The following is a 26,990-nucleotide window of genomic DNA, read 5'->3' as shown; positions in this document are numbered from 1 at the left end:
GAACAGGGCGGTGTGCAGTTCTCGGCAACGTATTTGCGGACCCGGAAATCGTCATCTACAGTCCGGCGAATCAGGGCTCGAGGAGCCGGATTCCATGGTCGAAAAGATTCTTTTCCGAGGAGTGGCATGCCCAAACCCGCCACGACACGACGTTTCGCCGTGCTCGCTCTCGCCGTCGCCCTGCTGGGCGGATGCAGCCAGCGAAGCGGATCGGACAGCGGCGGCGCCGTCGAAAAGCCGTCGATCAAGGTGGCGATCTTCGCCGCCGTCGACCTCGCGTCGTTCTGGCTGGCCCAGGAGGGCGGCTATTTCAAGGCCGAAGGTCTCACCGTGCAGGCCGACGTCGGCGCCAGCGGCCAGGAGGCGCTGAACCGGATGACGGGCGGCCAGGACGACCTCGCGCTGTCCACCTACACCCTGTTCTTCCTGGCCAAGGGCAACGGCTCGGCGGACGTCAAGCTGATCGCCGACGCGACGTCGGCCAGCCCGCGCAGCAACGAGCTCGTCACCGTGCCGAACTCGCCGGTGAAGACCGTGAACGACCTGGGTGGCAAGCGGATCGCCATCAGCTCGAAGAACGCGGCTTCGGACGTGCTGACCCAGTCCGTGATGCGCGACCACGGGATCAGCAGCGACAAGGTGCAGTGGGTCCCGATGCCGCTGCCGGAGATGGGCGCCGCGCTGGCGCAGGGCAAGGTCGACGCGGCCTACCAGCCGGAGCCGTTCCTCACCCAGTCCGCCAAGGTGGCCGGCGCCTACCCGGTGGTCGACGCCGCCAGCGGCAGCACCCAAGCCTTCCCTCTCACCGGTTTCGGCGCCACGGCCAAGTGGGTCCAGGACCACCCGAAGACGATGCGCGCGTTCCAGCGCGCGATGCTCAACGCCACCCGCGCCGCGGTGGACCGCGCCCGGATCGAGCCGCTCGTGGTCCGCAACGCCAAAGTGGACCAGGACATCGCGAGCCTGATGGTGATGCCGGCCTTCGGGTCCACCTTGGACGCCCGCCGCATCCAGCGGGTGCCGGACCTGTTGCAGCAGCTGGGGGTCGTCCAGACGAAGATCGACGCCGCGTCGATGATCGTCCCGCAGGCCAGCACGGGCTGAGCGGAAGCCGGCGGCGAAGGGCGGGTGCGCGAACGAGCGCACCCGCCCTTCGCCGTTTTGTGACGTAAGGACTTTCCGCGCCACCAGGCCTTCGCGAAATTTTCGGACTGGTCACGAAGATCCCGTTATCGGCGGTTCGCACCTTGACACGACCAGCCCCGCGCTCCACCCTCTTCATACCGACCGCGCGGTACGGCCTGGTCCACATAGTGGGACGGGAGAGACAGGGAGTCGATGATGACACCTCTTGGTGAGGCTCTGCCCGGCGAAGACCTGCTCGTGGTCGACGGCCTCACCGTGCGCTTCGGCGGGCTGACCGCGCTGCACGACGTCCGGCTGAGCGTCGACGCCGGCACGGTCGTCGGGGTCATCGGGCCCAACGGCGCCGGCAAGACGACGCTGTTCAACGTCGTCTGCGGCTTCGTCCGGCCCCAGTCCGGCCGGGTGCTGTGGCGTGGGGAACCGCTCGTGCGGCACCGCCCCGAACACCTCGCCGGGCTCGGGATCGTCCGCACCCTGCAGGGCCTCGGCCTCTTCGCCGGGCTGACCGTGCTCGAGAACGTGATGGCCGGCGCGGGCCGCCACTCGAAAGCCGGCGTGCTCCCCGCTCTCGTCGGCGCCGGCCGCTCGGCGCGCGACGAGGGTGACCTGGCCGCGCGTGCCCGGGCGACGCTCGGGGAGCTCGGGATCGCCGACCTCGCCGACCGGCTGCCCGGCGTTCTGCCTTACGGCGTGCGAAAACGCGTCGCCCTCGCCCGGGCGCTGGTGGCCGAGCCGGACCTGCTGCTGCTCGACGAACCCGCCAGCGGGCTCTCGGCCGCCGAGCTGGTCGAGCTTTCGACGCTGATCCTCTCGCTGCGGCGGCACATGGCGGTGGTGCTCGTCGAACACCACATGGACCTGGTCATGCAGGTCTGCGACCGGGTGGTGGTGCTGAACTTCGGCGAGGTGATCGCGGCCGGCACCCCGGCCGAGATCCAGGCCGACCCCCGCGTGGCCGAGGCCTACCTCGGTGACCCCGCCGAGGAGGCGCCCGGTGCTTGAGATCGAAGAGCTTTCCGTGGCCTACGGCGCCGTCCGCGCGCTCGACGGTGTCGGCCTGAAGGTCGAGCGCGGCGGGATCACCGCCGTGCTCGGCGCGAACGGCGCGGGCAAGACGACCCTGCTGCGCACGATCAGCGGCCTGCAGCCGGCCCGCGCGGGCCGGATCACCTGGGACGGCACGGAACTGACCGGCCGGGCGCCGGACCGCATCGCGCGCGGCGGGGTCGCGCACGTGCCCGAAGGCGGCGGGGTGATCACCGAGCTGACCGTCGAGGAGAACCTCCGGCTGGGCGCGCTGTGGCGGCGTGACCGCGCCGACCGCGCGGCCGCCAAACGCGAGGTTTACGAGCTCTTCCCGCCGCTGGAAGAACGTTCGGCCAAACCCGCGTCGACGCTGTCCGGTGGTGAGCGGCAGATGCTGGCCATCGGCCGCGCCCTGATGAGCCGGCCCGAACTGCTGCTGCTGGACGAGCCGTCACTCGGGCTCGCGCCGCTGATCACCGCCCGGATCATGGCGATCCTGCGGGACCTGCGGAGCTCGACCGGGCTCACCGTGGTGCTCGTCGAGCAGAACGCGCACAGCGCGCTGTCCATCGCCGACAACGGTTACGTCCTCGCGCTCGGCAGCGTGGTGGCGGTCGACACCGCGCCGGAGCTGCTGGCCGACGACGGCCTCCGCCACGCCTACCTCGGTTTCTGACCCCTTTTCTCCGATCAGGAGGTGAACGGTCCGGTATGCAGGAATTCCTCGACCTGACCCTCGGCGGGATCTCCGCCGGCGCGGTCTACGCGGCCCTCGGGCTCGCGCTGGTCATCATCTACCGGGCCACCCGGGTGGTGAACTTCGCGCAGCCCGCCCTCGCGCTGATCTCGACGTACCTCGCGTACTCGGTGACGAAGGCGACGGGCAGCTACTGGCTCGGCTTCGCCGTCGCGATCGTCGCCGGGACCCTGCTGGGTGTCGCCACCGAGCGGCTGCTGATCCGGCCGCTGCGCCACCGCTCGGAGCTGAGCTCGATCATCGTGACCCTCGGCCTGCTGCTGGTGCTGCAGGCGATCGCGGGCATGATCTGGTCCAACGAGCCGCTGGCCTTCCCGTACGCCTTCGACTTCGTCGGCCGGTTCTCCGCCAACGACCTCTTCGTGGTGCTGATCGTGCTCGCCATCGCCGCACTCGTGCTGGTGGTGTTCAAGTACACGCCGCTCGGCCTGCGGATGCGCGCGGCCGCGTTCGCCCCGGACGTGGCCCGCACGCTTGGGGTGCGCGTCGGGCTGATGCTCACCGTCGGCTGGGGCATGGCGGCGGCCGTCGGTTCGCTGGCCGGGCTGCTCGCCACCCCGCCGTTCCTCTTCCCGAACGTGCTGGACGGCGTCTTCGTCTACGCGCTCACCGCGGCCGTGCTCGGCGGGCTCGACAACCCGCTCGGCACCATCGCGGGCGGGTTCGTGCTCGGCATCGGGCTGTCCTACGTGTCCGGCTACCTGGGCCCGGAGATGGTGACGATCGCCGCGCTGGCGATCCTCGTCGTGGTGCTGATCGTGCGTCCCAGCGGGTTGTTCGGCCGCGCGAAGGTGAGGCGGGTATGACCGTGCGCACGAGTCTTCCGGAGACTCCCGTGAAGGCCGCGAAGAAGGTCCGGGCGCTGCCGCCCCTGCTCCGCCACGTCCTGTTCGCGCTGGCCGCGTTCGCGGTCGTCGTCGTGCTGACGCTGGTCACCGACGAGTTCACCAACCTCCGGATCGCGACGATCGGCTACTACCTGATCGCGGTGGCCGGGCTGACCCTGCTGACCGGCCTCACCGGCCAGGTTTCGCTGGGCCACGGCGCGTTCATGTTCATCGGCGCCTACACGGTCGCGCTGCTGGTGCGCCGGGTGCCGACGTTCCCGCTGTGGGCCGACCTGCTGCTCGCCTCGGCCGCCGGTGGTCTCGCCGGGCTGCTGGCCGGGGCCGCCGCGGCCCGGCTGCGCGGGCCGTACCTGGCCGGGGCGACGCTGGCGCTGGCCGTCGGCCTGCCCGCGCTGACCCGCCGGTTCCAGGACTTCCTGGGCGGCAGCAACGGGTTGAGCTTCACCGTCCACAGCAGACCGTCGGGCCTGGCCGGGATCGTCCCGGAACTGCGCTGGCAGACCTGGATCGTCTGGTTCAGCGTGCTCATCGCGCTGGTGCTGGTGGTCAACGTCGTGCGCGGCCGGCTCGGCCGTGACTTCCGTGCGGTCCGCGACGACGAGGTCGCCGCGTCGCTGAGCGGGATCGCCGTCGGCCGCACGAAGATCCTCGCGTTCCTGATCAGCGCGGTCTGCGGCGGGCTCGCCGGTGGCCTGCAGGCGTTCCTGCTCGGCACCGCCGCACCCGGCTCGTTCACCCCCGCGCTGTCGCTGAGCCTGCTGGCGGCCGTGGTGCTCGGCGGGCTGGGCTCCCTGTGGGGCGCGCTGTGGGGCGCGGTCGCGCTCGTGTACTTCCAGGCCTGGTCCGAGGACCTCGCCGACGTGCTGCACCTGAACACCGACGTGGCCAACAACCTCCCACTCGCGGTGTACGGCGTGATCCTCATCGTCGTCGTGCTCGCCTTCCCGCGCGGCATCCAGGGTGGTTTCCAACGGCTGCGCGGGCTTCTCCGCCGACCCGCCGAAAAGAAGGAGAACCATGAGAACCACTAGAACCGTCGCGGGAATCGCGGTGCTGGCGCTCGCGCTCAGCGCGTGCGGCGGTGCGGGGGAGTCCGACACCAGTGGCACGCAGGCCGCGGACTCGGCGGTCGGCGTCACCAAGGACTCCGTCGTGATCGGCAGCCACCAGCCGCTCACCGGCCCGGCCGCCCCCGGGTACAGCAAGATCTCCGTGGGCGCCCGCGCGGTGTACCAGTCGATCAACGACGCCGGCGGGGTCAACGGCCGCAAGATCGACTACAAGGTCGAGGACGACGGGTACAACCCGACGAAGACCGTCGAGGTCGTGAAGAAGCTCGTCCTGCAGGACAAGGTGTTCGCGATCGTCGGCGGGCTGGGCACGCCGACGCACTCCAAGGTGGTCGAGTACCTCAACACCGAAGGCGTGCCGGACCTGCTGGTTTCCTCGGGCGCGCTCGCCTGGGACAACCCGCAGAAGGCGCCGATGACGTTCGGGTACCAGGTGGACTACACCCGCGAGGGCAAGATCCAGGGCAAGTACATCAAGGACACCTTCGCGGGCAAGAAGATCGGGTACTTCACCCAGAACGACGACGTCGGCCGCGACACCCAGGCCGGGCTCGACCAGTTCGTCAAGGACCAGACCGTGGTCCGGCAGGGTTACGACAGCGCCAACACCGACGTCACGCCGCAGCTGTCCGCGCTCAAGGCCGCGGGCGCCGAGGTCGTCGTCTGCGAGTGCATCCCGGCGTTCACCGCGCTGTCCATCCTGGCCGCGGCGAAGATCGGCTACAAGCCGCAGTTCGTGGTCAGCAGCATCGGCGCGGACCCGGCGACGCTGTCCGGGCTGCTGCAGGACTTCGCCAAGCGCGGCGGCGCCAGCGTCTCGAGCGCGCAGCTGCTCAACGGGCTGATCGGCACCGGGTACCTGCCCGACGTCGCGCAGACCTCCGACCCGTGGGTCACCTACTTCAAGGGCATCCACGACAAGTACATCCCGAAGGAGCCGCTCACCAACACCCTGTTCTACGGCATGGTGCAGGCCTACACCTTCGCGCAGGCCCTGAAGGCCGCCGGGCCGGACCCGACGCGCCAGAAGATCGTCGACGCCATGAGCTCGGGCGCCCTCAAGGGGCCGGGCCTGACGCCGTTCGGGTTCTCGAAGGACTCGCACTCCGGCTACACCGGGGCGTACGTGTTCAAGATCAACCCGGACACCACGACGACGGTGATCCAGCCACCGTCGGTCACCGACCGGGGCACCGGGGCGATCACGCCGTACACCGGTGAACGCGCCACCCCGGACCAGGTGAACCTGCTGGGCAAGTGAGGACCGGGCCGGCTCGCGGCGCCGCGCGAGCCGGCTCGCCCGCTCACATAGGGTGGCGACATGACGGTCAGGGAGAAGGTCGTGCGCGCGGCAGTGCGCCTGTTCGCCGAGAAGGGGTTCGGGGCCACGACGGTCCGCGAGATCGTCGAAACGGCCGGCGTCACCAAGGGTGGGCTGTACCACTACTTCGAGTCCAAGGACGACCTGCTCTTCGAGATCTACACCGCGATGCTGCGGATGCAGACCCGGCGGATGCGGACCATCGCCGAGTCGGACCTGCCGCTGCCGGAACGGCTGCACGCGATCATCGTCGACGTCGTCGTGACGAGCATCGCCGACCTCGACGCGGCGACCGTGTTCTTCCAGTCGTTCCCGCTGCTGGAGAAGTCCAAGCAGGTCCAGGTGCGGGCCGAGCGGCGCACCTACCACGAACGCGTCCGCGACCTGGTCGTCGAAGGGCAGCAAGCGGGCGTCTTCCGCGACGACGTCCCCGCCGACCTGGTGATCCAGTACCACTACGGCGCGATCCACCGGCTCGGCATGTGGTACCACGCCGACGGCGAGCTGACGGGGGAGCAGGTGGGCGCGCACTTCGCGAACCTGATGCTGCGCAGCCTCCGTCCTTAGTGGACGATCTATCGTGGGGTCATGCACATCGTCGCCGTCCTCGCGCTGGACCAGGTCGTCCCGTTCGACCTGGCGACGCCCATCGAGACCTTCTCGCGGACCCGGCTGCCCGGTGGCGGCCTCGCCTACGAGGTCCGGATCTGCGGCACCGGCGGTGAGCTCGACGCGGGCACCTTCCGGCTGCGGCCGCCCTGGGGGCTCGAGGGGCTGGCCGGCGCCGCCACGATCATCCTGCCCGGCCGCGCCGAGAACCCGCCGCCGGTGCCCGGGGACGTCCTCGACGCGCTGCGGGCGGCCGCCGCGCGGGGCACGCGGATCGCGTCGATCTGCTCGGGTGCGTTCGTCCTGGCCGAGACCGGTCTGCTCGACGGCCTCCGCGCGACGACCCACTGGGCCGCGGCGGCCGAGCTGGCCCGCCGGCATCCCGCGATCGACGTCGACCCCGACGTGCTCTACGTCGACAACGGCCAGTTCCTGAGCTCCGCGGGTGCCGCGGCCGGGTTGGACCTGTGCCTGCACCTGATCCGCCGCGACCACGGCTCGGCGGTGGCGGCCGACGCGGCCCGGCTGTCGGTGATGCCGCTGGAGCGCGAGGGCGGCCAGGCGCAGTTCATCGTGCACGACCCGCCGCCGACTCCGCGCGGGTCCGAGCTGGAGCCGGTGCTGGCGTGGCTGGAGGAGAACTGCGCGGCCGAGCTGACGCTGTCCGGCATCGCGGGGCACGCGGGGATGAGCGCGCGCACGCTGAACCGCCGGTTCCGGGAGCAGACCGGGACCACACCCCTGCAGTGGCTGCTGCGGGCCCGGGTGCGGCGCGCGCAGCACCTGCTGGAGGCGACCGGTGATCCGGTGGACCGGATCGCGGGACAGGTCGGGTTCGGGTCGCCGACGGCGTTCCGGGAGCGGTTCAAACGGGTGGTCGGGACGAGCCCGCAGGCCTACCGGGCGAGCTTCCGGACCTGAGTCACCCCGCGCTGCGCAGCAGGATGTCCCGCATCGAACCCATGCCGTACTTGTCGACGGTGCTGGAGAGTTCCGCGACTTCACGCAGGATCGGCCGGAGGTCCACCCCGTCCGCCCGCGCCTGCGTGCACAGGTCGTTCAGCGCCAGGAGCTCGTCCCGCGTGTCGTTGCCGTGGTCGCGCGCCGAAAGGTGCAGGAGCCGGGTGCGGAAGTCCGCGTCCGGCAGGTACACGGCCCAGCGGAACGACGAGTGGCGGTCGAACAGCTTCCGGACGGCGGCGCGCTGCCCGTCGTCACCGCGTTCGTAGTGGCCGAGCAGTGCTCGCAACGCTTCTTCGGCTTCGGTGCGGACGCCTGCCTCGTCGAGGGGCTCGGCCGCGCGCATCTTTTCGGCCCAGTCCGGGTCGGAGAGGTCGACCGGGCGCTTCGCGATCGGCTCCAGGGCCGCGTCCAGCCGTGCGACGGTCTCCGCCAGCTCCCGCATGCTCGCACCCTAACCGGTAAAGTCGGGCGCATGGGGAGCCCCGAAGCGTCCAGGACCGGGCTGTCGGTCATGCCGGCGGCCCGGTAGCTCCCGTATTTCCCGGACCCGGGTTCCCGGGTGACCACGAAGTCGTCTGCCGATCTCGTGTTCCCTGGAGTCCTCTGTGCCGTTTTCCGTGTACTTCCTCGCCCTGGCCGTGTTCGGCATGGGCACGTCCGAATTCATGCTGGCCGGGCTGGTGCCCGGCATCGCCGCCGCGCTGGACGTCTCCCTCGCGCAGGCGGGGTACCTGACGTCCGCGTTCGCCGTCGGCATGGTGGCCGGTGCGCCGCTGATGGCCGCACTCGCGCGTTCTTGGCGTCGGCGTACCGCGTTGCTCTGCTTCTTGGCCGTCTTCGTCGCGACGCACGTCGTGGGCGGCTTGACCACGTCGTTCGGCGTCCTGCTCGGGACGCGGCTGCTGGCCGCCGTCGCCAACGCGGGGTTCCTGGCCGTCGCGCTGACCGCGGCCACCGAGCTGGTGCCACCGGACCGGAAGGGCCGCGCGCTCGCCGTCCTGCTCGGAGGCACGACGGTGGCGTGTGTGGTCGGCATCCCCGGCGGGGCGCTGCTCGGGTGGCGTGCGGCGTTCTGGGTTGTCGCGGTGGTGTGCCTGCCCGCTTTTGCCGGTGTCTGGCGGATCGCCGACACCGCGCCGGGCGCGGCGCCGTCGGACCTTCGGGCCGAGCTGGCCGAACTCCGTCCCCTGGCCGGGGTGCTCGTGCTCGGCGCGCTGATCAACGCGGCCACGTTCGGCGTCTTCACGTACCTGGCGCCGGTGGCGGCCGGCGTCGCACCGGTGCCGGTGGTGCTCCTGGCGTTCGGCACGGGGTGCTTCGCCGGCGTCACGGCGGCGGGACGGCTTGCCGACCGGTGGCCCGGCCGGGTCGTGACGATCGGTGGTGCGCTGCTGCTGGTCGGATGGGTTGTGCTGGCCCTGGTTGCGGACGTGCCCGCCGCGTTGATCGGGCTCGCGTTCACGCAGGGCGGACTGTCGTTCCTGGTCGGCGGCACGGTGATCACCCGGATCCTGCACCGGGCCACCGGCGCCCCGACGATGGCGGGGTCCTACGCGACGGCGGCCCTGAACGTCGGAGCGACGGCCGGCCCGGTCCTGGCCGGCGCGCTCCTCGGCGCGGGCCGGACCGCACCGATCTGGACGGCGGCGGCATTGGTGACGCTGGCGCTGACCCTTCACGCCTTCCGGCGGCGGACGTAGAAGGTGATGAGCCCGGCGATAGCCGCGATCGCCACACCGCCGGCGACCATGCGGATCGTGAAGTCCAGTCCCACCAGGGGACCACCGGCGTTGACCGCGGAGGAGACGGCGAGGACCACCCAGAGGAGCGCGGCGGTCGAGGTGCGGGTGGCGATTTCGGTGTTGGTCATGAGGAGAAGATTAGGAATTCGCGGCGGCCGAAACGATGCCGTGCGCACCCGGAACCGGGGTGGTGCCTGCGCTACCCCGCGTCCCGGCCGAGGTAGGCGAGCACCGCCAGCACCCGCCGGTGCCCGCCCTCGTCGGACGGCAGTCCCAGCTTCGCGAAGATGTTCCGGATGTGCTTCAGGACCGCGCCGTCACTCACCACGAGCAGCTCGGCGATGGTCCCGTTGTTGTACCCCTCCGCCATCAGCGCCAGCACCTCCCGCTCCCGCGCGGTCAACGCCGCCAGCGGATCCGCGGCCCGGCGGCGGGACATCAGCTGGCCGATCACCTCGGGGTCCATCGCCGTGCCGCCCTTGGCGACCCGCTGGAGCGCGTCGAGGAACCGCTCGACCTTGCCGACCCGCTCCTTGAGCAGGTAACCGACCCCGCCGACGCCGTCCGCGAGCAGCTCGACCGCGTAGCTCGTCTCCACGTGGGCCGACAGCACCAGGACCGGCAGGCCCGGGTGGATTTCGCGGGCGCGGACCGCCGCGCGCAGGCCCTCGTCGGTGTGGGTCGGGGGCATGCGGACGTCCATCACGACCGCGTCGGGGCGATCGTTCTCGACAAACGCGAGGAAGTCCTCCGCGTTGTCGACCGTGGTGGCCACCTCGATGCCCGACGTCTTCAGCAGCAGCGACAGGCCTTCGCGCAGCAAAGCGTCGTCTTCGGCGATCACGACCCGCATGGCAGCTCCACTCGCAGCACGGTCGGCCCACCGGGTGGGCTGGTCAGGGTGAGGGTTCCGTCGAAGGCTTCGGCACGGCGGCGGATGCCGGCCAGGCCGCTGCCGCGGGACTCGTCGGCGCCGCCGCGGCCGTCGTCGCGGATTTCCAGCTCCAGCACACCGGGACTGCCGCCGAGGATGATGTCCACTTGGGACGCGTCGGCGTGCTTGGTCACGTTGGCCAGCGTCTCGGCGACAACGAAGTACGCCGCGGCCTCGACCGCGGCCGGGCGGCCGGTCTCGTACACCACGGTCACCGCGACCGGCACCGGGGAACGCTCGCCGAGCGCGCGCACCGCCCCGGCGAGGCCACGCTCGGTCAGCAGCGGCGGGTAGATGCTGCGCACCACCGTGCGCAGCTCGGCCAGCGCGTCGGTCGCGGTGTCCTGCGCCTTGACCAGCAGGTCTCGTACCGTGGCCGGGTCGCGGTCGTAGAGCTGCCCGGCGATGCCGAGCTGCAGCACGACCGCCGCGATCCGGGCCTGGGTGCCGTCGTGGAGGTCACGCTCGATGCGGCGCAGCTCGGCCCCGTGCGCCTCCAGCGCCGCCGCTCGTGTCGCGGTCAGCTCGGCGACCCGGTCGGCCAGCACGACGCCGGGCGCGGGGGCGAGCAGCCGCCGCGCGGTGCGGGCCTGCCAGCGCGCGAGCCGCGGCATCAGCAGCGTCAGCGCGGCGAAGGCGGCGCCGACGAGAAGGGTCAACCCGGCCCGCGGCCAGGAGTTCACCACGATCCCGACCGACCCCTCGATCCCGCCGGGCACCGCCGGCCAGGCGAAGGCCGTGACGATCTGCTGGACCACACCCAGCGGCAGGCCGAACGCCAGCGAGCCGAGGAACATCCCGGTCGCCGCGTGGATCGCGAGCCACGCGACGTCACGGCGGGTCGCCGGGTCCTTGATCGGGGAGCCGTCCCGGTAGGGCTCGGGGATGGCCTCGCCGAGCCGGCGCGCCGCGCGGCGGCGGTCGACGCCCACCGGCCACCGCGCCAGCCGGATCGCCGGCGCCAGCGACGGGATCCCGATGCCGAACGGGCACAGCAGCAGCACGACGAGCAGCCCGATCAGGGCGAAGAGCGACAGCAGCGAGGTGCCGGCGCCGACCACGAGGTACCGGACCGCCGACCAGACCTTCCGCAGGCGGGTCGTCACGCCGAGAGTGTCCCACCCCACCGCCGTGGTGGTGCTGGCGCTACCCCGGATCCACCTCTCCACCGGATCGATCTGCGGCCGTCGTGAACCTAGTTTTCCCTTCAGACACAACGAAGGGGACCAAGATGACCACAGCGTATGCGCTGGAGCTGGCCGGGGTGCGGAAGGTGTACGGCTCCGGCGACGGCGCCGTCACCGCGCTCGACGGCGTGTCGGCGGGGGTCGCGCGGGGGACGTTCACCGCGGTGATGGGGCCGTCCGGTTCGGGCAAGAGCACGTTCCTGCACTGCGCGGCCGGCCTGGACCGGCCGACGTCGGGGCGGGTGCTGCTCGGCGGCACCGAGATCGGCGGGCTGAAGGAGAGCGAGCTGACGAAGCTGCGGCGCACCCGGATCGGCTTCGTCTTCCAGGCCTACAACCTGCTGCCGTCGCTGAACGTGCTGCAGAACATCACGCTGCCGATGCGGCTCGCCGGCCGCAAGCCGGACCCGCAGTGGCTGCGCGAAATCGTCGAAGGCGTCGGGATCGCGAAGCGGCTCGAACACCGCCCGGCGGAGCTGTCCGGCGGGCAGCAGCAGCGTGTCGCGATCGCGCGGGCGCTCGTCACCCGGCCCGACGTCGTGCTCGCCGACGAGCCGACCGGCGCCCTCGACACCCGCACCGCGCGGCAGGTGCTGGACCTGCTCCGGGTGGTCGTCGAGGAGATGGGGCAGACCGTCCTGATGGTCACCCACGACCCGGTCGCGGCTTCGGCCGCGCACGGTGTGCTCTTCCTGGCCGACGGCAAGCTGGCCGGGCACCTCCCGCACCCCACCCCCGAGCGGGTCGCGGAGCGGATGACGCACCTCGGGGAGTGGTGAGCATGCTGGACCTGGCTTGGCAGACGATCCGGAGCCGGCTCGGCGGGTTCGCCGGCGCGTTCATCGCGATCCTGTGCGGCACCGCCCTCGTGGCGGCCTGCGGGATCCTCATGGAGTCCGGCCTGCGTGCCGGTGTCCCCACCCAGCGCTACGCCGACGCGGCCGTCGTCGTCGGCGGCGAGCGGAGTGTGCAGCCCCCGGGCGCCGATGCGCTGTCCGCCGAGCAGGTCGGCGAGGAGCCGTCGGTCCCGGCGGCGCTGGCCAACCGGATCGCGGCGGTCCCCGGCGTCCGCGCGGCGGTGGCGGAGCAGAGCTTCCCCGCGCGCGTCGTCACCGGTGACGGGCAGGTTCTCGGCGGCGCGCAGTCGTGGGGCCACAACTGGGACGCGGCCGTGCTGGCGCCGTTCCGGTTGAGCGCGGGATCGGCTCCGGCGGCGCCTGACGACGTTGTGCTCGACGCCTCGGTGGCCGGCCAGGCCGGGGTCGGCGTCGGCGGGCAGGTGCGGATCACGACCCGCTCGGCGCCGGCGGTGTTCCGGGTGAGCGGCGTTGTCGACAGCCTGTCGCGGCAGTCGGCACTGTTCTTCACGCCGGAGCGTGCCGCGGACCTGGCCGGGCGGCCCGGCCAGGCACACGCGATCGGCGTGCTGGCCGACCCCGGGGTGGCGCCGGACGCGCTGGCCGAACGGGTGCGCGCGGCCGTGGACCACGTCGAGGTCACCACGGGGGTCGAGCGCAGCAGTGTCGAGTTCCTGGACGTCAGCCAGACCCGCGTGCTGCTGCTGGCGATCGCCGGTTCGTTCGGCGGTTTTGCGTTGCTCGTCGCGGTGTTTGTGGTGGCCAGCACACTGGCGTTGACGATCAACCAGCGCCGCCGGGAGTTCGCGCTGCTGCGTGCGATCGCGGCGACGCCGAAGCAGATCCGCAAGCTGATCGGCACCGAGACGACGCTGGTCGCGCTGGTCGCCGGGGCGCTCGGCAGCGCGCTCGGGCTGGTGGTTGCGTCCGGACTGCGCGACGCGTTTGCCGCGATCGGCATCATCCCGGCGGACTTCGGGCTGGCGATCGGCCCGCTCCCGCTGGTCGCGGCGCTGCTGCTCAGCCTGGGCGCGGCCCGGCTGGCCGCGTGGGCGGCGTCGCGGCGGCCGTCGTCGATCCGGCCGGTCGAAGCGCTCGGGGAGGCTTCGGTGGAACGGCGTGAGCTCGGCCGCGGCCGGCTGCTCACCGGCTGGGGCCTGGTGCTCGTCGGCGTCGGCGGCGCGCTGGTGCCGCTGTTCCTGCACGGCGAGATAGCCACCGCGATCTCGACGATGGCGACGCTGATCGTCGTCATCGGCTTGGCCGTGGTGGGCCCGCAGGTGACCGGGGTCGTGGTGCGGGTGCTGGCCCCGGTGCTCGCGCGGGTCTGGCGGATCAGCGGGTACCTGGCCGGCGCGAACACGCAGGCGAACACCCGGCGCGTCGCCGCGGCGGTGACCCCGCTGATGCTGGCGGTCGCGTTCGCCCTCGCGACGTTCTACAGCCAGACGTCCAGCACGGCGGCCGCCGCGGAGGAGACGGCCCGCTCGACGACCGCCGACTACGTGATCAGCGGCGCGGCCGGCGTGTCACCGGAAGTGGCTTCGCTGGTGGCCCGCGTGCCGGGCGTGGCGGCGGCAACACCGGTGGTCCACACGTCGGTGATCACGGCGACGCCGATGGGCGACGACGTGAACGTCCAGCGGTCGCCTGCCCAAGGCCTGGCCGGCGACCACGTCCGGGGTGCGCTCGAACTGGGCGTCGACACCGGGCAGCTGACCGACCTGACCGGCGACACCGTGGCGCTGAGCCGTTCGGAAGCGGATTGGCTGGACAAGAAGATCGGCGACGAGGTGTCGTTCTACTTCGGCGACGGCGTGCCGGCGAAGCTGCGTCTGGTGGCGACGTACACGCACGACAAGGCATTCGGCGACTTCGTGCTGCCGGTGGAGCTGGCCCGGGCACACATCGGCGGCCGGCTGGACGACTCGGTGCTGGTCCGCCGCTCCCCGGGCGCGGACCCGGCGGCGGTGTCCGCGGCCGTGCGCTCGGTGTTGTATCCCGGCCTGACGCTCGCCCCGGCGTCGCTGGCGGCCGCCTCGGAAGGCGGCGAGCGGCAGGCGCAGTTCTACCTGAACCTGGTGGCGGTCGGCGTGATCGTCGGGTACCTGGCGATTTCGGTGGCCAACACGCTGGTCCTGACAACGGCCCAACGGAGCCGCGAGTTCGCGCTGCTGCGCCTGGTCGGCACCACCCGCCGCCAGGTGACCCGCATGATGCGGCTCGAGGCACTGGCCACGGTCGGGATCGCGGTCGTGGCGGGGACGCTGGTCGCGTTGGTGCCGCTGGGATTGCTCAACGTCGGACTGCGGGGAACCCCGCTCCCGTCGGGGCCATGGTCCGTCTACTTCGGAATCATCGGCGGCGCGGTGCTGCTCGGGATGGTCGCGATCGGCGTGGCGACATCGGTGACGTTGCGAGCGCGTCCGGTGGAAGCGATCGGGGTGGGGGAGTAGCGGCCCCGGGCGCCGTCCCCCTCGGCCGGCGCCCGGAGCCCCTCCGCCGCCCTGCGGGTCGACGTTAGCCGGGGGCGATGAAATCCCGATGAAACCGGGTCAAGGGCCGGTCGCCGGCCAGAGGCCGAGGCGGGTGAACTGCTCGCGGACGTGGCTGTGGACCGGGTCGTCGGTGTCCGTGACGAGCGCGATCGTCTGGCGGGACTCGTTCCACGCCTCGGCCTGCCGTCCCGTCGCCGCCAGTGAGCGGACCAGGGCGACCAGTGCGCGGACGACCCAGGTGTGGTCCGTGGGGGAGCGGGAGATGCCGAGCGCCTTCCGGGCGTGGAGCAGCACATCGGCGTGCTCGCCGGCGTCACAACCGACCTCGCTCAGCTCGACCAGTGCGGTGAGCGTTAGGTCGCGGCCGGCCGGGTGCTCGTCGTGCAGGGTGACGGCTTCGGTGAGGAAGCCGATCGCGTCGCTCGCGCGGCCGGCCCGGCGGCTCAGCAGGCCGAGCTCCAGCGCCATGGCGGCGCGACGCCGGTGGTCCTTGAGATCCGCGTACAGCATTTTGGCCTGGGACAGGTGTTCCGCGGCCTCGTCAAGACGATCCTGCCGGCGCAGGTGCGTGCCGAGCGCCCCGTGGACCGCGGCGGATTGGGCGGGCTCGTTGAGGCTGGCCTGGACCTTCAGCGCCTGGCGCAGGCAGGACTCGGCGTGCGCCGGGTCTGCCGAGTGGCTGGCGAGCAGGAGGAGGACCTCGGACCGGTCCCGGTGGTTGCCGGTGTTGCCGAAGATCGTGTTCGCCAGCTGGAGCGCCTCCTCGATCTTGGTGGGATCGTCGTGGACCCGGGCCAGCGCGGTCCAGGCCTGCCCCTCGGCGTCGAGGTCCTGGGCGGCCCGAGCCGCGAGCAAGACAGCTTCGACGGCGTCGCGCCAGCCGGCGCCGGGAGTGAGGTGGGGCCGCAGCAGCCGGAGCAACGGCACCGCCCGGGACAGGGAACTGCCCGCCGCCCGGCGGATCGTGGCGCACAGGCTCGCCAGCTCGGCGTCGAGAAACGCTTCCGCAACCGCAAAATCCGGCAGCTGCCCGGATTGTGGCAGCTCGGCGGTGCGACGCAGGGCCGGTGCCAGCACCTCCGCGGCGTCCGAAACCCGGGCGGTGTACCAGTCGAGCAGCCGGGCTTCGGCCTCCCGGCGGACGTCGGGAGGGTCGTCGGCGAGCGCGAGCCGCGTGCCGGCCGCACAGGTGAGGTCGTCCATCACGAACCGGCCGTCCCGCCTGCTGACCAGGTGCAGGGCGCTGAGCGCGGCGAGGGTCACGCGGGTCGTCTCGTCGTCGGTCCCGTCGAGCGCGCACACCGCGGGCAGGGGGAGGCTGGGGGAGATGTGCAGCGCGAGCGAGCGGAAGAGGCGGGCGGCCGCGGGACCGAGCGCGTGGTAGGACCACATCAGCGACGTCAGGATGGTGCCCGAAGCCAGCTCGCCGGCCAGGAGGAGCTCGGCCGGGCTCGGGAGTTCGCCGCTGCCGGGCAGGAGCTCGGCGAGGGTGCGGATGGCCTGCGGGGTGCCGCCGGTGAGCGTCATGGCCGTCGCCGGATCGGGGACCTCGGCCGAGGAGTCGCGCAGCAGGCCGTCGAGCAGCCGCTCGGTCTCGGCCTCGCTGAACCGGGCGACTTCCAGCCGGTAGGCGCCGTGGCCGGTGACGAGGTCGCTCAGCCGGTGCCGGCTGGTGACCACGACGACGCACTGCCCGCTGCCCGGCAGCAGCGGCACGATCTGCCCGGAGTTCCGCGCGTTGTCGAGGAAGAACAGCACCCGGCGCTCGTCGAGCAGGGTGCGCAGCATCGCGGTCCGGGCGCTCAGGCTCGCCGGCAACGTCGTGGCGGAGACACCCAGCGCGTCGAGGAATTCGGCCAGCACCTCGCCGGGGTCGCGGGGTGGGTCGCTGCCGTAACCGGCGAGGTCCGCGTGCAGCTGGCCGTGCGGGAACTGCTCCCGGACGGTGTGGGCCCAGTGCAGCCCCAGCTCCGTCTTGCCGACGCCGGCCGGCCCGGTGATCGCGACGATGAGCGTCGACGGCGGGTCGCCCATGCGGGAGCGCAGGAAGAAGTCGTCCAGGCGCGCGAGATCGGCGGCGCGATCGACGAATTCGCTTACCGTCGACGGCAACTGAGCGGGTGGCAACGCGCGGAGCGCGGCCTGGGTGCGATGCTGGTCGGCCGGGCCGAGCAGGTCCCGAGACTGCAGCAGCCGCCGGTGCAGCTCCTGCAGCTCCCGGGCGGGCCCGGTGCCGAACGACCGCGCGGACCGGTCGTAAACCTGTTTCCAGTAGGCGTCGAACTCTTCGTAGTGGCCGAGCCCGTCCAGCGCGGCGAGCCGTTGCGAGATGTACTGGGTGTCGAACTCGTGCTCGACCATGGCGACGTCGAGGATCTGCAGCACCTCACGGTAGTTGCCCCGTTCGAGCTCGACGGCGCACAGGGCCTGGTACCCGGTGACGCGGTCGTAGAGGTCGAGGTCCTCGCGCTTCTGCTCCATCCAGACGGTGCCCAGGTCCTCGACGGCGGGCCCGCGCCAAAGATCCATCGCTTCGTGGAGGGCGGCCGCGGCGTCGTCGAGCCGTCCCGCGCGCCGCGCGTTCCCGCTGTCGCGGACCAGGGTTTTGAAGCGGGCGTAGTCGAGTTCGTCACCCTCGGGCAGGAACTGGTAGCCGGCACGCTGGGTGACGATCCGCGCGGAGACGCCCGAGCCCCGCAGCGACGCCCGCAGCCGGCTGACGTAGGCCTGCAGGTCTTTCCTGGCGTGCGCGGGCGGGCTGTCGTCCCAGAGCGCTTCGATGACGGTGCGGACGTGGACGACCTTGCCGTGGTTGAGCATCAGCACACCCAGCAGCGAACGCTCCTTCGCCCGCCCGAGCGCGGCTTTCCGGTCTTGCCGGTCTCCGAGCCGCAGCTCGACGGGCCCCAGGATCCGGAATTCCATCAGGTTTCCTCGTCCACCCCCGCTCCCCGCCTGGCACCGTAACGCGCCGGCGGCGAGGTTTCGGCGCAGGTCAAGCGGCTGTCAAGAATTTGTCCAGCAACCGGCAACCGGACTGTCAACCGGGCGCGGTCACGATCACTGCTGACAACCGGTTCGGCGAGGAGGTGGCCAGATGTGGATACGACGATGGCTGCTCGGATCGCCGCCGCCGGCCCCGGAGCCGGTCGCGGATCCCGTGCACCACACCATTCTCGCCCTCGCGATCGACGGCTTTTCGGCGTTCGACCGGACGAACACGCACCGCCTGGCGTTGCGAGCCGGGTTGTACCGCGTGGCCGAGCAGGCGCTGAGGGTCTGCGGAGTGGAGTGGGAAGGCTGCTACCGCACCGATCTCGGCGACGGCGTGCTCGTCTTGGTCCCGGCCGGGTATCCGAAGGCGGTGTTCAGCGAGCTGGTGCCGGACGCGCTGGCGACGGCGTTGGGGGAGCACAATTCCGGGCACCGGCTACCGGAGCGGATCCGCCTGCGGGTGGCGCTGCACGCGGGCGAGGTGAGTTACGACGACCACGGCACGACCGGTGCCGCTATCGTGCATACGTTCCGGATGCTGCAGTCTCGGGTTCTGCGAGATGCTTTTGCTTGTGCGGTGGGGGATCTTGCGGTGATTGCTTCGGCTTGGTTCTACGACGAGATCATCCGGCACAGTCCGGTGAGTCGGCCTGATCGGTTCCGGCCGGTGCTGGTACAGGAGAAGGAGACGGCGGCTCGGGGCTGGATCCGGTTGCTGGGGCCGGGCGATCCGGGTGGCAGGACTTGGACGGACGAAAACGCAGTATAGTGATGAGGGCGCTCTGCGCCCACGCCCTCATCACCCTCTACTGTTTCGCCTCTGGCCTCACGTCGGTGAGGAAAGACGACCATGCGCTCGGCGAGAATGCGAGAACCGGTGCCCCGTCCTCCTCCTTGCTGTCGCGCACGCCGACTGAATCAGATGTGAATCGTGCTTCGACACAACTGGCTAACGCGTTGGAATGGCTGCTTTTGAACCATTCGCGGTCGCCGGATGGGTTGTTGTGTCGAGTTTGTGCGTCCAAGGGGCTTACCTATCGTTGAAGAGTCCTTCCGGTTACCCCGCTTTTGGCGGGTTGGGTTTCGGGTGCCGGGGGCCAGGGGTGCACGCCGGGGATGGAGGGTCCCGGCCGCCTCCATTCCCGCGTCTCATGAGGTTGACGTCAGGCTTCCTCCGGTGTCACGACCCGCAGGAACGTCGTCCACGCGGTACGGGGGAACTCGATGAAGGGCGAGTCGGGACGGCGATCCTTGCTGTCCCGAACGAAGGCGGAGCCGGGCTCGAACCGAGCTTCCACGCAGCTCCCGCCGGCGTTCGAGTGGCTGCTCTTGAACCAGACGCTGTGGCTCGCCGCGGAGGTGACTTTGGTGGTCAATCAAGTTCCTTGGTGTGATGCTGAATCATCTTCAGTGTTTGGCTCTTGTCGAGGGCCCGCCGATAGGCGTCCTCGTAGGTGGTCGTCAGATTCCTGACTTGCGTCGAGTCGTCGATGATCCCCCAGGTGGTGACGGTTTCCTGCCAGGCCAGAGTGGGCAGCTGCGGGTTGTCGAAGTCGATGAGGACGACGGTCGCCCCGCCGAAGAGTCCGCATGCGGTCGCCGTGAACGGGATGACGCGGATGTCGAGCGTCTCCGGATGCTGCTCGATCAAAGTCGCGAGGTGCACAAGCTGGTTCCGGAGCACCTGCCTGCCGCCGATCTGCTGACGGAGCGCCGCTTCACTGATGACAGCGGTGAACTTGAACGGATCACTCTTGTCGGTGAGCCGCTGCTGCCGGCGCAGCCTGGCCTCGACCCGCTGGTCGACTTCGACGGGCCGCATGGTCACATCGGGCAGCATGATGCCCCTGATGTAATCAGCCGTCTGCAGCAATCCGGGGATGAGCAGGTTCTCGTAGTCCCGGATGCTTCGCGCGCCTTGTTCCAGTCCGTAGAGCCGTTGGATCTCGTTGTCGAAGAGTGCTGAATAACGCGTCCACCAGCCGCGTTCCTTGGCGGCCGTGCGCAGGGCGAGAAGCTCTTGCTTCTCCTCGGCGTCGAACTCGAACAGCTCGATGATCCGCACGAGGCTCTCGGGTGAGAGGATTTTGCGCTCGTTCTCGACCGCGGACCAGTAGTTGCGGGAGAAGCCCAGCGCGTCGGTGATGGTCTTGACTTCGACGCCCAGCTGGTCACGCCGCCGCTTCAGACGCAGGGCGAGTTCCCACGACGCGACGACCGGTGACGACGGCGCTGACAACGTCGGGCTCCTTCTGCACGCGCAGACGCAGCTGCGAGGGGGCATTCTTGGTTACGGTAACCGAACGGTGCGACCAGTGCAGTAGTGATGATGTGTTCGGTTCCCTAACCTGAGAATAGACATCAGCACGCCGCGACACGCCCGACGACGCGCGCCCGATCGGCTGATGCGCAGTCGTTGCCGAAGGGAACGATGATGTCCGATCCCGAGACGACCCGGCCGCCCTCGGGGCGGCCTGGCGGGCGGACGCACAGCCGGCCGCGGCCCGGGCGGGCTCCTGGGGCCATCGGGATCGCGCCGGTCCGCGGGGACTCCGTGGACTGGCGCGGCAGTGTCGAGCTCAACACCGCTCACTGCACGATCGTCGTGGTCGACGTTGAAGGGTTCGGGCGGTACAGCCGCACGAACCCGAACAAACTCAGGGTCCGCTCCGGCATGTATCGCGCGATCGAACGCGCCTTCGCCACCGCCGGAATTCCCTGGGCCGGCTGCCGGCACGCGGATCTGGGGGACGGCGTGCTCGTGCTGGCCCCGGCGGAGATCTCCAAGACGCTGTTCGCGGACCTCCTCCTCGGCGCCCTCGCCGACGAACTCATCGTTCACAACGCGACGCACCCGGCGCAGGAGCGCATCCGGCTCCGGCTGGCGCTGCACGCCGGGGAGGTGACCTACGACGACCACGGTGTCACCGGCTCGGCGATCCTCCACGCGGAACGGCTGCTGGACGCGCCCGCGCTCAAGCGTGAACTGGCGAACTCCGCTGCGATCCTGGCGGTGATCGCCTCCGGGTGGTTCTTCGACGAGGTGATCAGGCACAGCGAAGACAGCCGCGCCGGTGCTTACCGGCCGGTTGACGTCGGGGGCGGGGAACGGCCGGCGACGGCGTGGATCCGGCTTCTCGCGGCGAGGGCCGTGCGGTGGCGGCACAAAGGCTGATCGTCGGGAAAGCCTGCCGTACTCCCGAAACTTTCCGAAAGTTATTGCCCCACCATTCCCGTCGAACGCATGCTTTCGCCATCCCCAGCCTCGACGAGGAGGAAGCATGCTCACCAAGAACCGGTTCCGGGTGTTCGCCGCCTGCGCCGCCCTTGTGTCGACCGTGGTGCTGCCCGGGGTTGCCCGGGCCGACACCGTCATCACCACCAGTCAGACCGGCAACAACAACGGTTACTACTACTCGTTCTGGACCGACGGTGGTGGCTCGACCGCCATGACGCTCGGCTCCGGGGGCAACTACCGGATGAACTGGAGCAACACCGGGAACTTCGTCGGCGGCAAGGGGTGGAGCAACGGCAGCCGGCGGACGGTGAGCTACTCCGGCAGCTTCAACCCCTCCGGCAACGGCTACCTCGCGCTCTACGGCTGGACGTCCAACCCGCTCGTCGAGTACTACATCGTCGACAACTGGGGCACCTACCGGCCGACCGGGACGTACAAGGGCACCGTGACCAGCGACGGCGGCACCTACGACGTCTACCAGACCACCCGCTACAACGCGCCGTCCGTCGAAGGGACCAAGACCTTCAACCAGTACTGGTCCGTCCGGCAGCAGAAGAAGACCGGTGGCACCATCACCACCGGCAACCACTTCGACGCCTGGGCCCGGTACGGCATGCGGCTGGGCAGCTTCAACTACTACATGATCCTCGCGACCGAGGGTTACCAGAGCAGCGGCAACTCGAACATCACGGTGGGCTGACCCGTGCGGACATGGATCACGGCGCTGGTCACCACCCTCGCCTTCACCGGGAGCGTCATGGGAAGCGAAGCGCACGCCGCCGCCGCGTGCAACGGCTACGTCGGCCTCACCTTCGACGACGGACCGTCGAGCTCGAACACTCCGGCACTGCTGAACGCGTTGCGGCAGAACGGCTTGCGAGCCACCATGTTCAACGAGGGCCAGTACGCCGCCGCGTACCCGGGGCAGGTGAGCGCCCAGGTGAGTGCCGGGATGTGGGTGGGCAACCACAGTTACACCCACCCGCACCTCACGCAGCAGAGCCAGGCGCAGATGGACTCCGAGATTTCCCGGACGCAGCAGGCGATCGCGGCCGCGGGCGGTGGCACGCCGAAGCTGTTCCGCCCGCCGTACGGGGAAACCAACGCGACTTTGCAGGCAGTCGAAGCGAAGTACGGGCTCCGGCAGATCATCTGGGACGTCGATTCGCAGGACTGGAACGGCGCGAGCGTGGACGCGATCGTCCAGGCCGTCGGCCGGCTCTCCAACGGCCAGATCATCCTGATGCACGAATGGCCCGCCAACACCCGGGCGGCCATCCCGCGGATCGCGCAGACCCTGGCGAGCAAGGGGTTGTGCGCGGGCATGATCTCGCCGCAGACCGGGCGGGCGGTCGCGCCGGGCTGAAGGGGACGGTGGCGCGGCGGGGTCCGGCCGCCGCGCCACCGCGCTCAGTTGACGTACCAGTCCACCCGGACGGCGTCCGGCGACAGCGTCCGCAGCCGGGCGCACACTTCGTGGGTGACCACGAGCCCGTTCGTCCGGCAGAGCTCGGTGTGCTCCGGGTCGGGCGAGGCCGTGAAGTTCGCGGCGGCGAGGTGCTCGCGCATGACGTCCGGAGCGCGGTCGCCGGTCGCCGTCATGACCCGCCAGCAGCCGCCGGAACCGCAGTCGCGGTCCTCCTGGATCTGCAGCCCGGCGGGCCCCGGTGAGACGCCTTCGTCGCCGGCCGCCGCCTCCAGCCCGACGAACCAGGCGGCGCCCGTGACGAAGAACCCGGCGCACACCAGGAGGGCCAGCCGGGCGCCTCCCCGCCGCGCGCCGACCGCGCACACCACCGCCGCCAGCGTCGTGTGCAGCCAGAAGATCTCCCGCCCGGCGGGCCACGGCCCGGCCAGGTTCAGCGCGCGGGGCAGCACGAACCACGCCAGCAGCACCAGCAGGACCGATCCGGCGATCAGCCCGGTCCGGCGCGACGGCGCCAGCCCGCACCAGATCAGGATCGGCAGCAGGCCGAACGCGCCGCTGAACACACTCGGCGAGAACGCCGCCACGACCACCGCCGGCACCACCAGAGCCACGCGCCACCAGTGGGTCTTCACACTTTCGTGGGTCAGCACGTGCCCATTGTGCTCAGCCGGGGAGAAGCCGGGCGACCCGGCCGGGTCCGGCACGTGCGAGGAGCTCGTACGACCGCCGCCGGTCGTGGTGGTCGTACACCGGGGTGGTCAGCATCAGCTCGTCGGCGCCCGTCTCGTCGACAACGGACTGCAGCCGTTCCCGCACCGTCTCCGGTGACCCCACGAAGAGCCGGTCGCTGAGGTCGGCGGGCTCGCCGGACTCGGCATCCGTCGGACTGGGCAGCAGGATGCGCTCACCCCGGAGCCGCCGGAGGACCTTCACCCGGGTCGGCCGGGCCAGCCACTCGGCCCGTTCGTCGGTTTCGGCCGCGATCACGGACACACTGACCACCGTCGTCGGCGCTGAAAGGGCAGAAGGCCGGAACGTCGAGCGGTACGTCCGCATCGCTTCGGCGGCGTCGCCCGGGTTGAGGTGGTGGGCGAAGGCGTAGGCCAACCCGAGCTCCCCGGCGAGCCGTGCACTGTCCGGCGACGAGCCGAGCAGCCAGATCTCCGGGGTGTTCCCGCTCGCCGGGATCGCCGGCCCCGGCTCGGCGAAGTACCCGATCAGCTCTTCGACCTGCTCTCGGAACCCCGGCGTGGTGCGATCCCCGCGGACGAGGTCGACAGCGTGCCGCGGACCGCCGCCCGCCCGGCCGAGACCGAGGTCGATCCGGCCGGGGTGGAACGCCGTCAGCGTGCCGAACTGCTCCGCGACCACGATCGGCGGGTGGTTCGGCAGCAGCACGCCGCCCGCGCCGACCCGGATGTGGCGCGTCGCCGCCGCGAGCCGCCCGGCCACGACGGCGGGCGCGGAGCTCGCGACACCGCGCATCCCGTGGTGCTCGGGCACCCAGTAGCGGTGGTAACCGAGCTCGTCGGCCAGCACGGCGAGGTCGACGGTGCCGGCGAGCGCCTGCCGGGCGGTCGAGCCGGCCACGATCGGCGAGGTGTCCAGAACGGACAGCCGGACGTCCACAGTGGACTAACCGGCGAACAGGTCCGGCCGGCGGTCGGCCAGGTAGGGGCTGAGCTCGCGGGCCTTCGGGATTTCGGTCAGGTCGATGTCCGCGATCCGGAGTTCGCCGTCGCCGGTGAGCACCCTCCCGTCCGGGCCGACGATCCGGCTGAGCCCGCAGTAGGTGAGGCCCTGGCCGCTGCCGGTCCAGTTGGCGTAAGCGATGAACAGCTGGTTCTCGAACGCGCGGGCCGGGACGAGCCCGGTGGCGACGAACCCGCAGGGCTCCATCAGCGCGGTGGGCACGAGCAGCAGCTGCGTCCCGGCCAGGGCGTGGGCACGCACGGCTTCGGGGAATTCGACGTCGTAGCAGATCAGCACGCCCAGCGTGAGGCCCTCGAACCCGGCTTGCACCACCCCGTCGTGGCCGGGGTCGAACGCGGCCCGCTCGATCGGCCCGTACAGGTGGCTCTTGCGGTAGCTCAGCAGGGTCCGGCCGTCGCGGCCGGCCAATCGGGCGGTGTTGTAGACGCGGTCTCCGTCGGATTCGGGCCAGCCGTGCACGATGGCGATCCCGGTCTCGGCCGCGATCGCGGAGACCTCCGCGCAGTGCGGCCCGGCCAGGGGTTCGGCGAGAGCACGCAGCCGCCGCGCGTCGGTCAGGTAGCCGGTGCCGGACAGTTCGGGTGTGACGAGCAGCGCCGCGCCCGCCGCCGCGGCCCGCCGGGCGGCAGCACGCAGCCGGTCGGCTGAGACGCCGTCCGGTTCGGCCTCCCAGCAGGCGATCTTCACCGCCCAAGGGTAAGCGTGCCGCCGAAAAACCGGCAACCCCTACTCTGCCCCACCACGGGGGGCCGGGTGGCCGGTGATGCGGCAGACTGCTGGTCATGGACAAGGTGCTCCGCGGCCTCCGGCTCCCCGAGAACGTGGCGCCGGGCTGGTTGGTGGTGCAGCTGCTGGGATCCGTGGTGATCCTCGCGACGCTGCTGACCACCGGGGAGACCCAGTCGTTCGTGTGGGTGGCCTACGGTGCGGCCGCCGCGTGCTGGGTGGGTTTTGTGCTCGTGAACGAGCGCCTGCCGCGGACGTCGGCGGTGCTGCTCGCCGCGGGAGCCACCGTCGTGGCGCCGGTGATCAGCCTGGCTTCGGACACCTCGGCGCTGGTCATCGGCGTGGTGATGCTCGGCCGGTTCGCCGCGCTGACCACGCTGGGCGTGCGGGTGATCGTCGCGACCGGATGCGCCGACATCGCGCTGTGCATAATCGGCGGCCTGATCGGGGACGTCGGGGTCGGCGAGACCCTCGGCAACCCGCTCGGCCTGGTGATCATCCTGCTGTTCGGGCTCAACCGGCGGCAGTACCGGATCCACCTGGCCCAGACGCGGGCGCTGCTGGAGCAGACGAAACGCGCGCAGGCCGAGCAGGCGCGCGCGGCGGCGCTGGACGAGCGCACCCGCATCGCGCGCGAGATCCACGACGTCCTGGCGAATTCCCTTGGCGCGCTGGTCGTGCAGCTCGAACTCGCCGAAGCACTGATGGAGAAGAACGAGGACGGCCAGGCGCTGGAACGGATCCTGGTCTCGCGGCGGTTGGCGGTGGACGGTCTGGCCGAGGCGCGCAACGCCGTCGCCGCGCTGCGCGCCGACGTCCCGCCGCTCGACCGGGCGCTGGCGGATCTTGTGCAGCGGCACCGCAAGGTGAACGCGGCCGAAGTGTCCTTTCGCACCGAAGGCGACCTCCGGGCGCCCGCTTTCGCGGTGGTAGCCTGCCTCGTGGCGACGGCCCGGGAAGCGTTGACGAACACCGCGAAACACGCGCCGGGCTGTCCGGTGACCGTGGTGCTGGGGTTCGAACCGCGGGCGATCCGCCTCACCGTCCGGAACCCGTTGTCCGGCGAGCCGCAGGAGGGGAAGGGCTTCGGCGTGACCGGGATGCGGGAACGGCTCGCCCAGGTCGGCGGCCGGCTGAGCGCCGGGCCCGAACCGGGGGCGTGGCAGGTGGTCGCGGAAGTTCCGGAACCCGCGCACAACGGAGGGGATCATGGGTGAGCCGCAGACGATCAAGGTGATCGTGGTCGACGACCAGCAGGTCGTGCGGGAAGGCCTGGTCGCGCTGATGAGCCTGCTCGACGACGTCGAAGTGGTCGGCTCGGCGGCGAACGGCGCGGAGGCGCTCGAACTGGTCGGCCGGCTCGACCGGCTCGACGTGGTGCTGATGGACCTGAACATGCCGGTCATGAGCGGCGTCGAAGCGACCAAGCGCATCACCCAGGACCACCCGGACGTCGCCGTTGTGGTGCTGACGACCTATTCGGACGACGAGTCGATCGCGGGCGCGCTGGCCGCGGGGGCGCGCGGTTACCTGACGAAGGAAGCGGGACGCGGCGAGATCGGTTCCGCGCTGCGGTCGGTGGTCGCCGGCCAGCTGACGTTCGGCGCGGACGTCTCACGCCAGGTGGTGAGCGCGCTGTTCGACTCCGGCGGCCAGGTCACCCCGAAAGCCGTCCCGCACAAGGAAGGCCTGCCCGACGGGCTCACCGCGCGCGAGGCCGAGGTGCTCGGCCTGATCGCCGCCGGGTTGAGCAACGGGAAGATCGCAGCCGAGCTGTTCATCGGCGAGGCGACGGTGAAGACCCACATCAACAACGCGTTTGCGAAGATCGGCGTGCGCAACCGGGTCGAGGCGGTGCGCTACGCCGTGCAGCACGGGCTGGAACGGGAACCGCGGTCGCGGTGACGTCGGGGGCGCCACCGCGACCGGGTG

Annotated in this window: 28 protein-coding genes; 17 read left to right on the top strand and 11 right to left on the bottom strand. The window is 71.1% G+C overall.

Features of this window, described 5'->3' with window-relative positions:
• Positions 1 to 126: 126 nt before the first annotated feature.
• From ACIA5G_RS42545 to ACIA5G_RS42510, 8 genes are all read left to right on the top strand, one after another.
• Positions 127 to 1,104, top strand: coding sequence for an ABC transporter substrate-binding protein (locus ACIA5G_RS42545; RefSeq protein ID WP_395934062.1), 978 nt, complete (start codon positions 127 to 129; stop codon positions 1,102 to 1,104).
• A 237-nt stretch (positions 1,105 to 1,341) separates the two neighbouring features.
• Positions 1,342 to 2,148, top strand: a complete 807-nt coding sequence (locus ACIA5G_RS42540; RefSeq protein WP_395934060.1) for an ABC transporter ATP-binding protein — start codon at positions 1,342 to 1,344, stop codon at positions 2,146 to 2,148.
• Positions 2,141 to 2,848: an ABC transporter ATP-binding protein gene (locus tag ACIA5G_RS42535; RefSeq protein WP_395934058.1), complete on the top strand. Its 708-nt coding sequence runs from the start codon at positions 2,141 to 2,143 to the stop codon at positions 2,846 to 2,848. The genes ACIA5G_RS42540 and ACIA5G_RS42535 overlap by 8 nt, the downstream gene beginning before the upstream one ends.
• 35 nt (positions 2,849 to 2,883) lie before the next feature.
• Entirely contained in the window at positions 2,884 to 3,735 is an 852-nt protein-coding gene (locus ACIA5G_RS42530; RefSeq protein WP_395934056.1) for a branched-chain amino acid ABC transporter permease, read from the top strand.
• Positions 3,732 to 4,808, top strand: coding sequence for a branched-chain amino acid ABC transporter permease (locus ACIA5G_RS42525; RefSeq protein WP_395934054.1), 1,077 nt, complete (start codon positions 3,732 to 3,734; stop codon positions 4,806 to 4,808). The genes ACIA5G_RS42530 and ACIA5G_RS42525 overlap by 4 nt, the downstream gene beginning before the upstream one ends.
• Positions 4,795 to 6,108 (top strand): ABC transporter substrate-binding protein, encoded by a 1,314-nt coding sequence (locus ACIA5G_RS42520; protein WP_395934052.1) that lies wholly within the window; start codon positions 4,795 to 4,797, stop codon positions 6,106 to 6,108. Before ACIA5G_RS42525 ends, ACIA5G_RS42520 begins: the two co-directional genes overlap by 14 nt.
• A 60-nt stretch (positions 6,109 to 6,168) precedes the next feature.
• Entirely contained in the window at positions 6,169 to 6,735 is a 567-nt protein-coding gene (locus ACIA5G_RS42515; protein WP_395934050.1) for a TetR/AcrR family transcriptional regulator, read from the top strand.
• Positions 6,736 to 6,756: 21 nt separating this feature from the next.
• Positions 6,757 to 7,698 carry a GlxA family transcriptional regulator gene (locus ACIA5G_RS42510; RefSeq protein ID WP_395934048.1) on the top strand — a complete coding sequence of 314 codons (942 nt, stop codon included), beginning with the start codon at positions 6,757 to 6,759 and terminating at the stop codon, positions 7,696 to 7,698.
• Position 7,699: 1 nt separating this feature from the next.
• On the opposite strand, the gene ACIA5G_RS42505 is transcribed toward ACIA5G_RS42510, so the two are convergent.
• The gene (locus ACIA5G_RS42505) at positions 7,700 to 8,182 is read right to left on the bottom strand and encodes a hypothetical protein (RefSeq protein WP_395934046.1); all 483 of its coding nucleotides are present in this window, start codon (positions 8,180 to 8,182) and stop codon (positions 7,700 to 7,702) included.
• A gap of 163 nt (positions 8,183 to 8,345) precedes the next feature.
• Here ACIA5G_RS42505 and ACIA5G_RS42500 point away from each other — a divergent pair, with 163 nt between their 5' ends.
• A complete protein-coding gene (locus tag ACIA5G_RS42500; protein WP_395934044.1) occupies positions 8,346 to 9,440 on the top strand; it encodes a Cmx/CmrA family chloramphenicol efflux MFS transporter in 1,095 nt (364 codons plus the stop codon).
• On the opposite strand, the gene ACIA5G_RS42495 is transcribed toward ACIA5G_RS42500, so the two are convergent.
• The 3 genes from ACIA5G_RS42495 to ACIA5G_RS42485 form a co-directional block, all read right to left on the bottom strand.
• Entirely contained in the window at positions 9,416 to 9,610 is a 195-nt protein-coding gene (locus ACIA5G_RS42495) for a hypothetical protein (RefSeq protein WP_395934042.1), read from the bottom strand. The two genes, ACIA5G_RS42500 and ACIA5G_RS42495, sit on opposite strands and share 25 nt — an antisense overlap.
• Before the next feature lie 71 nt (positions 9,611 to 9,681).
• Positions 9,682 to 10,335, bottom strand: a complete 654-nt coding sequence (locus tag ACIA5G_RS42490) for a response regulator (RefSeq protein WP_395934040.1) — start codon at positions 10,333 to 10,335, stop codon at positions 9,682 to 9,684.
• On the bottom strand, positions 10,323 to 11,522 hold the full coding sequence (locus tag ACIA5G_RS42485) for a sensor histidine kinase (protein WP_395934038.1): 1,200 nt from the start codon (positions 11,520 to 11,522) through the stop codon (positions 10,323 to 10,325). The genes ACIA5G_RS42490 and ACIA5G_RS42485 overlap by 13 nt, the downstream gene beginning before the upstream one ends.
• Positions 11,523 to 11,647: 125 nt before the next feature.
• Here ACIA5G_RS42485 and ACIA5G_RS42480 point away from each other — a divergent pair, with 125 nt between their 5' ends.
• Positions 11,648 to 12,382, top strand: coding sequence for an ABC transporter ATP-binding protein (locus tag ACIA5G_RS42480; RefSeq protein WP_395934036.1), 735 nt, complete (start codon positions 11,648 to 11,650; stop codon positions 12,380 to 12,382).
• 2 nt (positions 12,383 to 12,384) lie between these two features.
• The gene (locus tag ACIA5G_RS42475) at positions 12,385 to 14,916 is read left to right on the top strand and encodes an ABC transporter permease (protein WP_395934034.1); all 2,532 of its coding nucleotides are present in this window, start codon (positions 12,385 to 12,387) and stop codon (positions 14,914 to 14,916) included.
• 99 nt (positions 14,917 to 15,015) lie between these two features.
• Here the strand turns inward: ACIA5G_RS42475 and ACIA5G_RS42470 are convergent, their stop codons facing one another.
• Complete coding sequence (locus ACIA5G_RS42470; RefSeq protein WP_395934032.1) at positions 15,016 to 17,883, bottom strand: BTAD domain-containing putative transcriptional regulator; 2,868 nt, start codon at positions 17,881 to 17,883, stop codon at positions 15,016 to 15,018.
• A 172-nt stretch (positions 17,884 to 18,055) separates the two neighbouring features.
• Between ACIA5G_RS42470 and ACIA5G_RS42465 the strand changes: the two genes are divergently transcribed.
• On the top strand, positions 18,056 to 18,721 hold the full coding sequence (locus ACIA5G_RS42465; RefSeq protein ID WP_395934030.1) for a hypothetical protein: 666 nt from the start codon (positions 18,056 to 18,058) through the stop codon (positions 18,719 to 18,721).
• 37 nt (positions 18,722 to 18,758) lie between these two features.
• On the opposite strand, the gene ACIA5G_RS42460 is transcribed toward ACIA5G_RS42465, so the two are convergent.
• From ACIA5G_RS42460 to ACIA5G_RS42450, 3 genes are all read right to left on the bottom strand, one after another.
• Entirely contained in the window at positions 18,759 to 18,977 is a 219-nt protein-coding gene (locus tag ACIA5G_RS42460) for a DUF397 domain-containing protein (protein WP_395934028.1), read from the bottom strand.
• 138 nt (positions 18,978 to 19,115) lie between these two features.
• Positions 19,116 to 19,328: a DUF397 domain-containing protein gene (locus ACIA5G_RS42455; RefSeq protein WP_395934026.1), complete on the bottom strand. Its 213-nt coding sequence runs from the start codon at positions 19,326 to 19,328 to the stop codon at positions 19,116 to 19,118.
• Complete coding sequence (locus tag ACIA5G_RS42450) at positions 19,325 to 20,191, bottom strand: Scr1 family TA system antitoxin-like transcriptional regulator (RefSeq protein WP_395934024.1); 867 nt, start codon at positions 20,189 to 20,191, stop codon at positions 19,325 to 19,327. Before ACIA5G_RS42450 ends, ACIA5G_RS42455 begins: the two co-directional genes overlap by 4 nt.
• A gap of 195 nt (positions 20,192 to 20,386) precedes the next feature.
• On the opposite strand from ACIA5G_RS42450, the gene ACIA5G_RS42445 reads away from it, so the two are divergent.
• From ACIA5G_RS42445 to ACIA5G_RS42435, 3 genes are all read left to right on the top strand, one after another.
• On the top strand, positions 20,387 to 21,127 hold the full coding sequence (locus ACIA5G_RS42445) for a hypothetical protein (protein ID WP_395934022.1): 741 nt from the start codon (positions 20,387 to 20,389) through the stop codon (positions 21,125 to 21,127).
• 106 nt (positions 21,128 to 21,233) lie between these two features.
• Positions 21,234 to 21,890, top strand: a complete 657-nt coding sequence (locus tag ACIA5G_RS42440) for a glycoside hydrolase family 11 protein (RefSeq protein ID WP_395934020.1) — start codon at positions 21,234 to 21,236, stop codon at positions 21,888 to 21,890.
• Positions 21,891 to 21,893: 3 nt separating this feature from the next.
• Positions 21,894 to 22,556, top strand: a complete 663-nt coding sequence (locus ACIA5G_RS42435; RefSeq protein WP_395934018.1) for a polysaccharide deacetylase family protein — start codon at positions 21,894 to 21,896, stop codon at positions 22,554 to 22,556.
• A 44-nt stretch (positions 22,557 to 22,600) separates the two neighbouring features.
• Here ACIA5G_RS42435 and ACIA5G_RS42430 read toward each other — a convergent pair whose 3' ends face one another.
• Genes ACIA5G_RS42430 through ACIA5G_RS42420 form a run of 3 tightly spaced genes read right to left on the bottom strand, consistent with a single transcriptional unit; the run spans position 22,601 to position 25,019 of the window.
• Complete coding sequence (locus ACIA5G_RS42430) at positions 22,601 to 23,269, bottom strand: hypothetical protein (RefSeq protein ID WP_395934016.1); 669 nt, start codon at positions 23,267 to 23,269, stop codon at positions 22,601 to 22,603.
• 13 nt (positions 23,270 to 23,282) lie between these two features.
• Positions 23,283 to 24,248, bottom strand: a complete 966-nt coding sequence (locus tag ACIA5G_RS42425) for an LLM class flavin-dependent oxidoreductase (RefSeq protein ID WP_395934014.1) — start codon at positions 24,246 to 24,248, stop codon at positions 23,283 to 23,285.
• A 6-nt stretch (positions 24,249 to 24,254) separates the two neighbouring features.
• A complete protein-coding gene (locus ACIA5G_RS42420; RefSeq protein WP_395934012.1) occupies positions 24,255 to 25,019 on the bottom strand; it encodes a carbon-nitrogen hydrolase family protein in 765 nt (254 codons plus the stop codon).
• A 95-nt stretch (positions 25,020 to 25,114) separates the two neighbouring features.
• On the opposite strand from ACIA5G_RS42420, the gene ACIA5G_RS42415 reads away from it, so the two are divergent.
• Positions 25,115 to 26,275 carry a sensor histidine kinase gene (locus ACIA5G_RS42415; protein ID WP_395934010.1) on the top strand — a complete coding sequence of 387 codons (1,161 nt, stop codon included), beginning with the start codon at positions 25,115 to 25,117 and terminating at the stop codon, positions 26,273 to 26,275.
• Positions 26,268 to 26,963: a response regulator gene (locus ACIA5G_RS42410; RefSeq protein ID WP_395934008.1), complete on the top strand. Its 696-nt coding sequence runs from the start codon at positions 26,268 to 26,270 to the stop codon at positions 26,961 to 26,963. The genes ACIA5G_RS42415 and ACIA5G_RS42410 overlap by 8 nt, the downstream gene beginning before the upstream one ends.
• Positions 26,964 to 26,990: the final 27 nt, after the last annotated feature.

Source organism: Amycolatopsis sp. NPDC051758, assembly GCF_044453095.1.
Classification (GTDB): Bacteria; Actinomycetota; Actinomycetes; order Mycobacteriales; family Pseudonocardiaceae; genus Amycolatopsis.
This window is presented reverse-complemented; position numbering and strand designations above follow the sequence as displayed.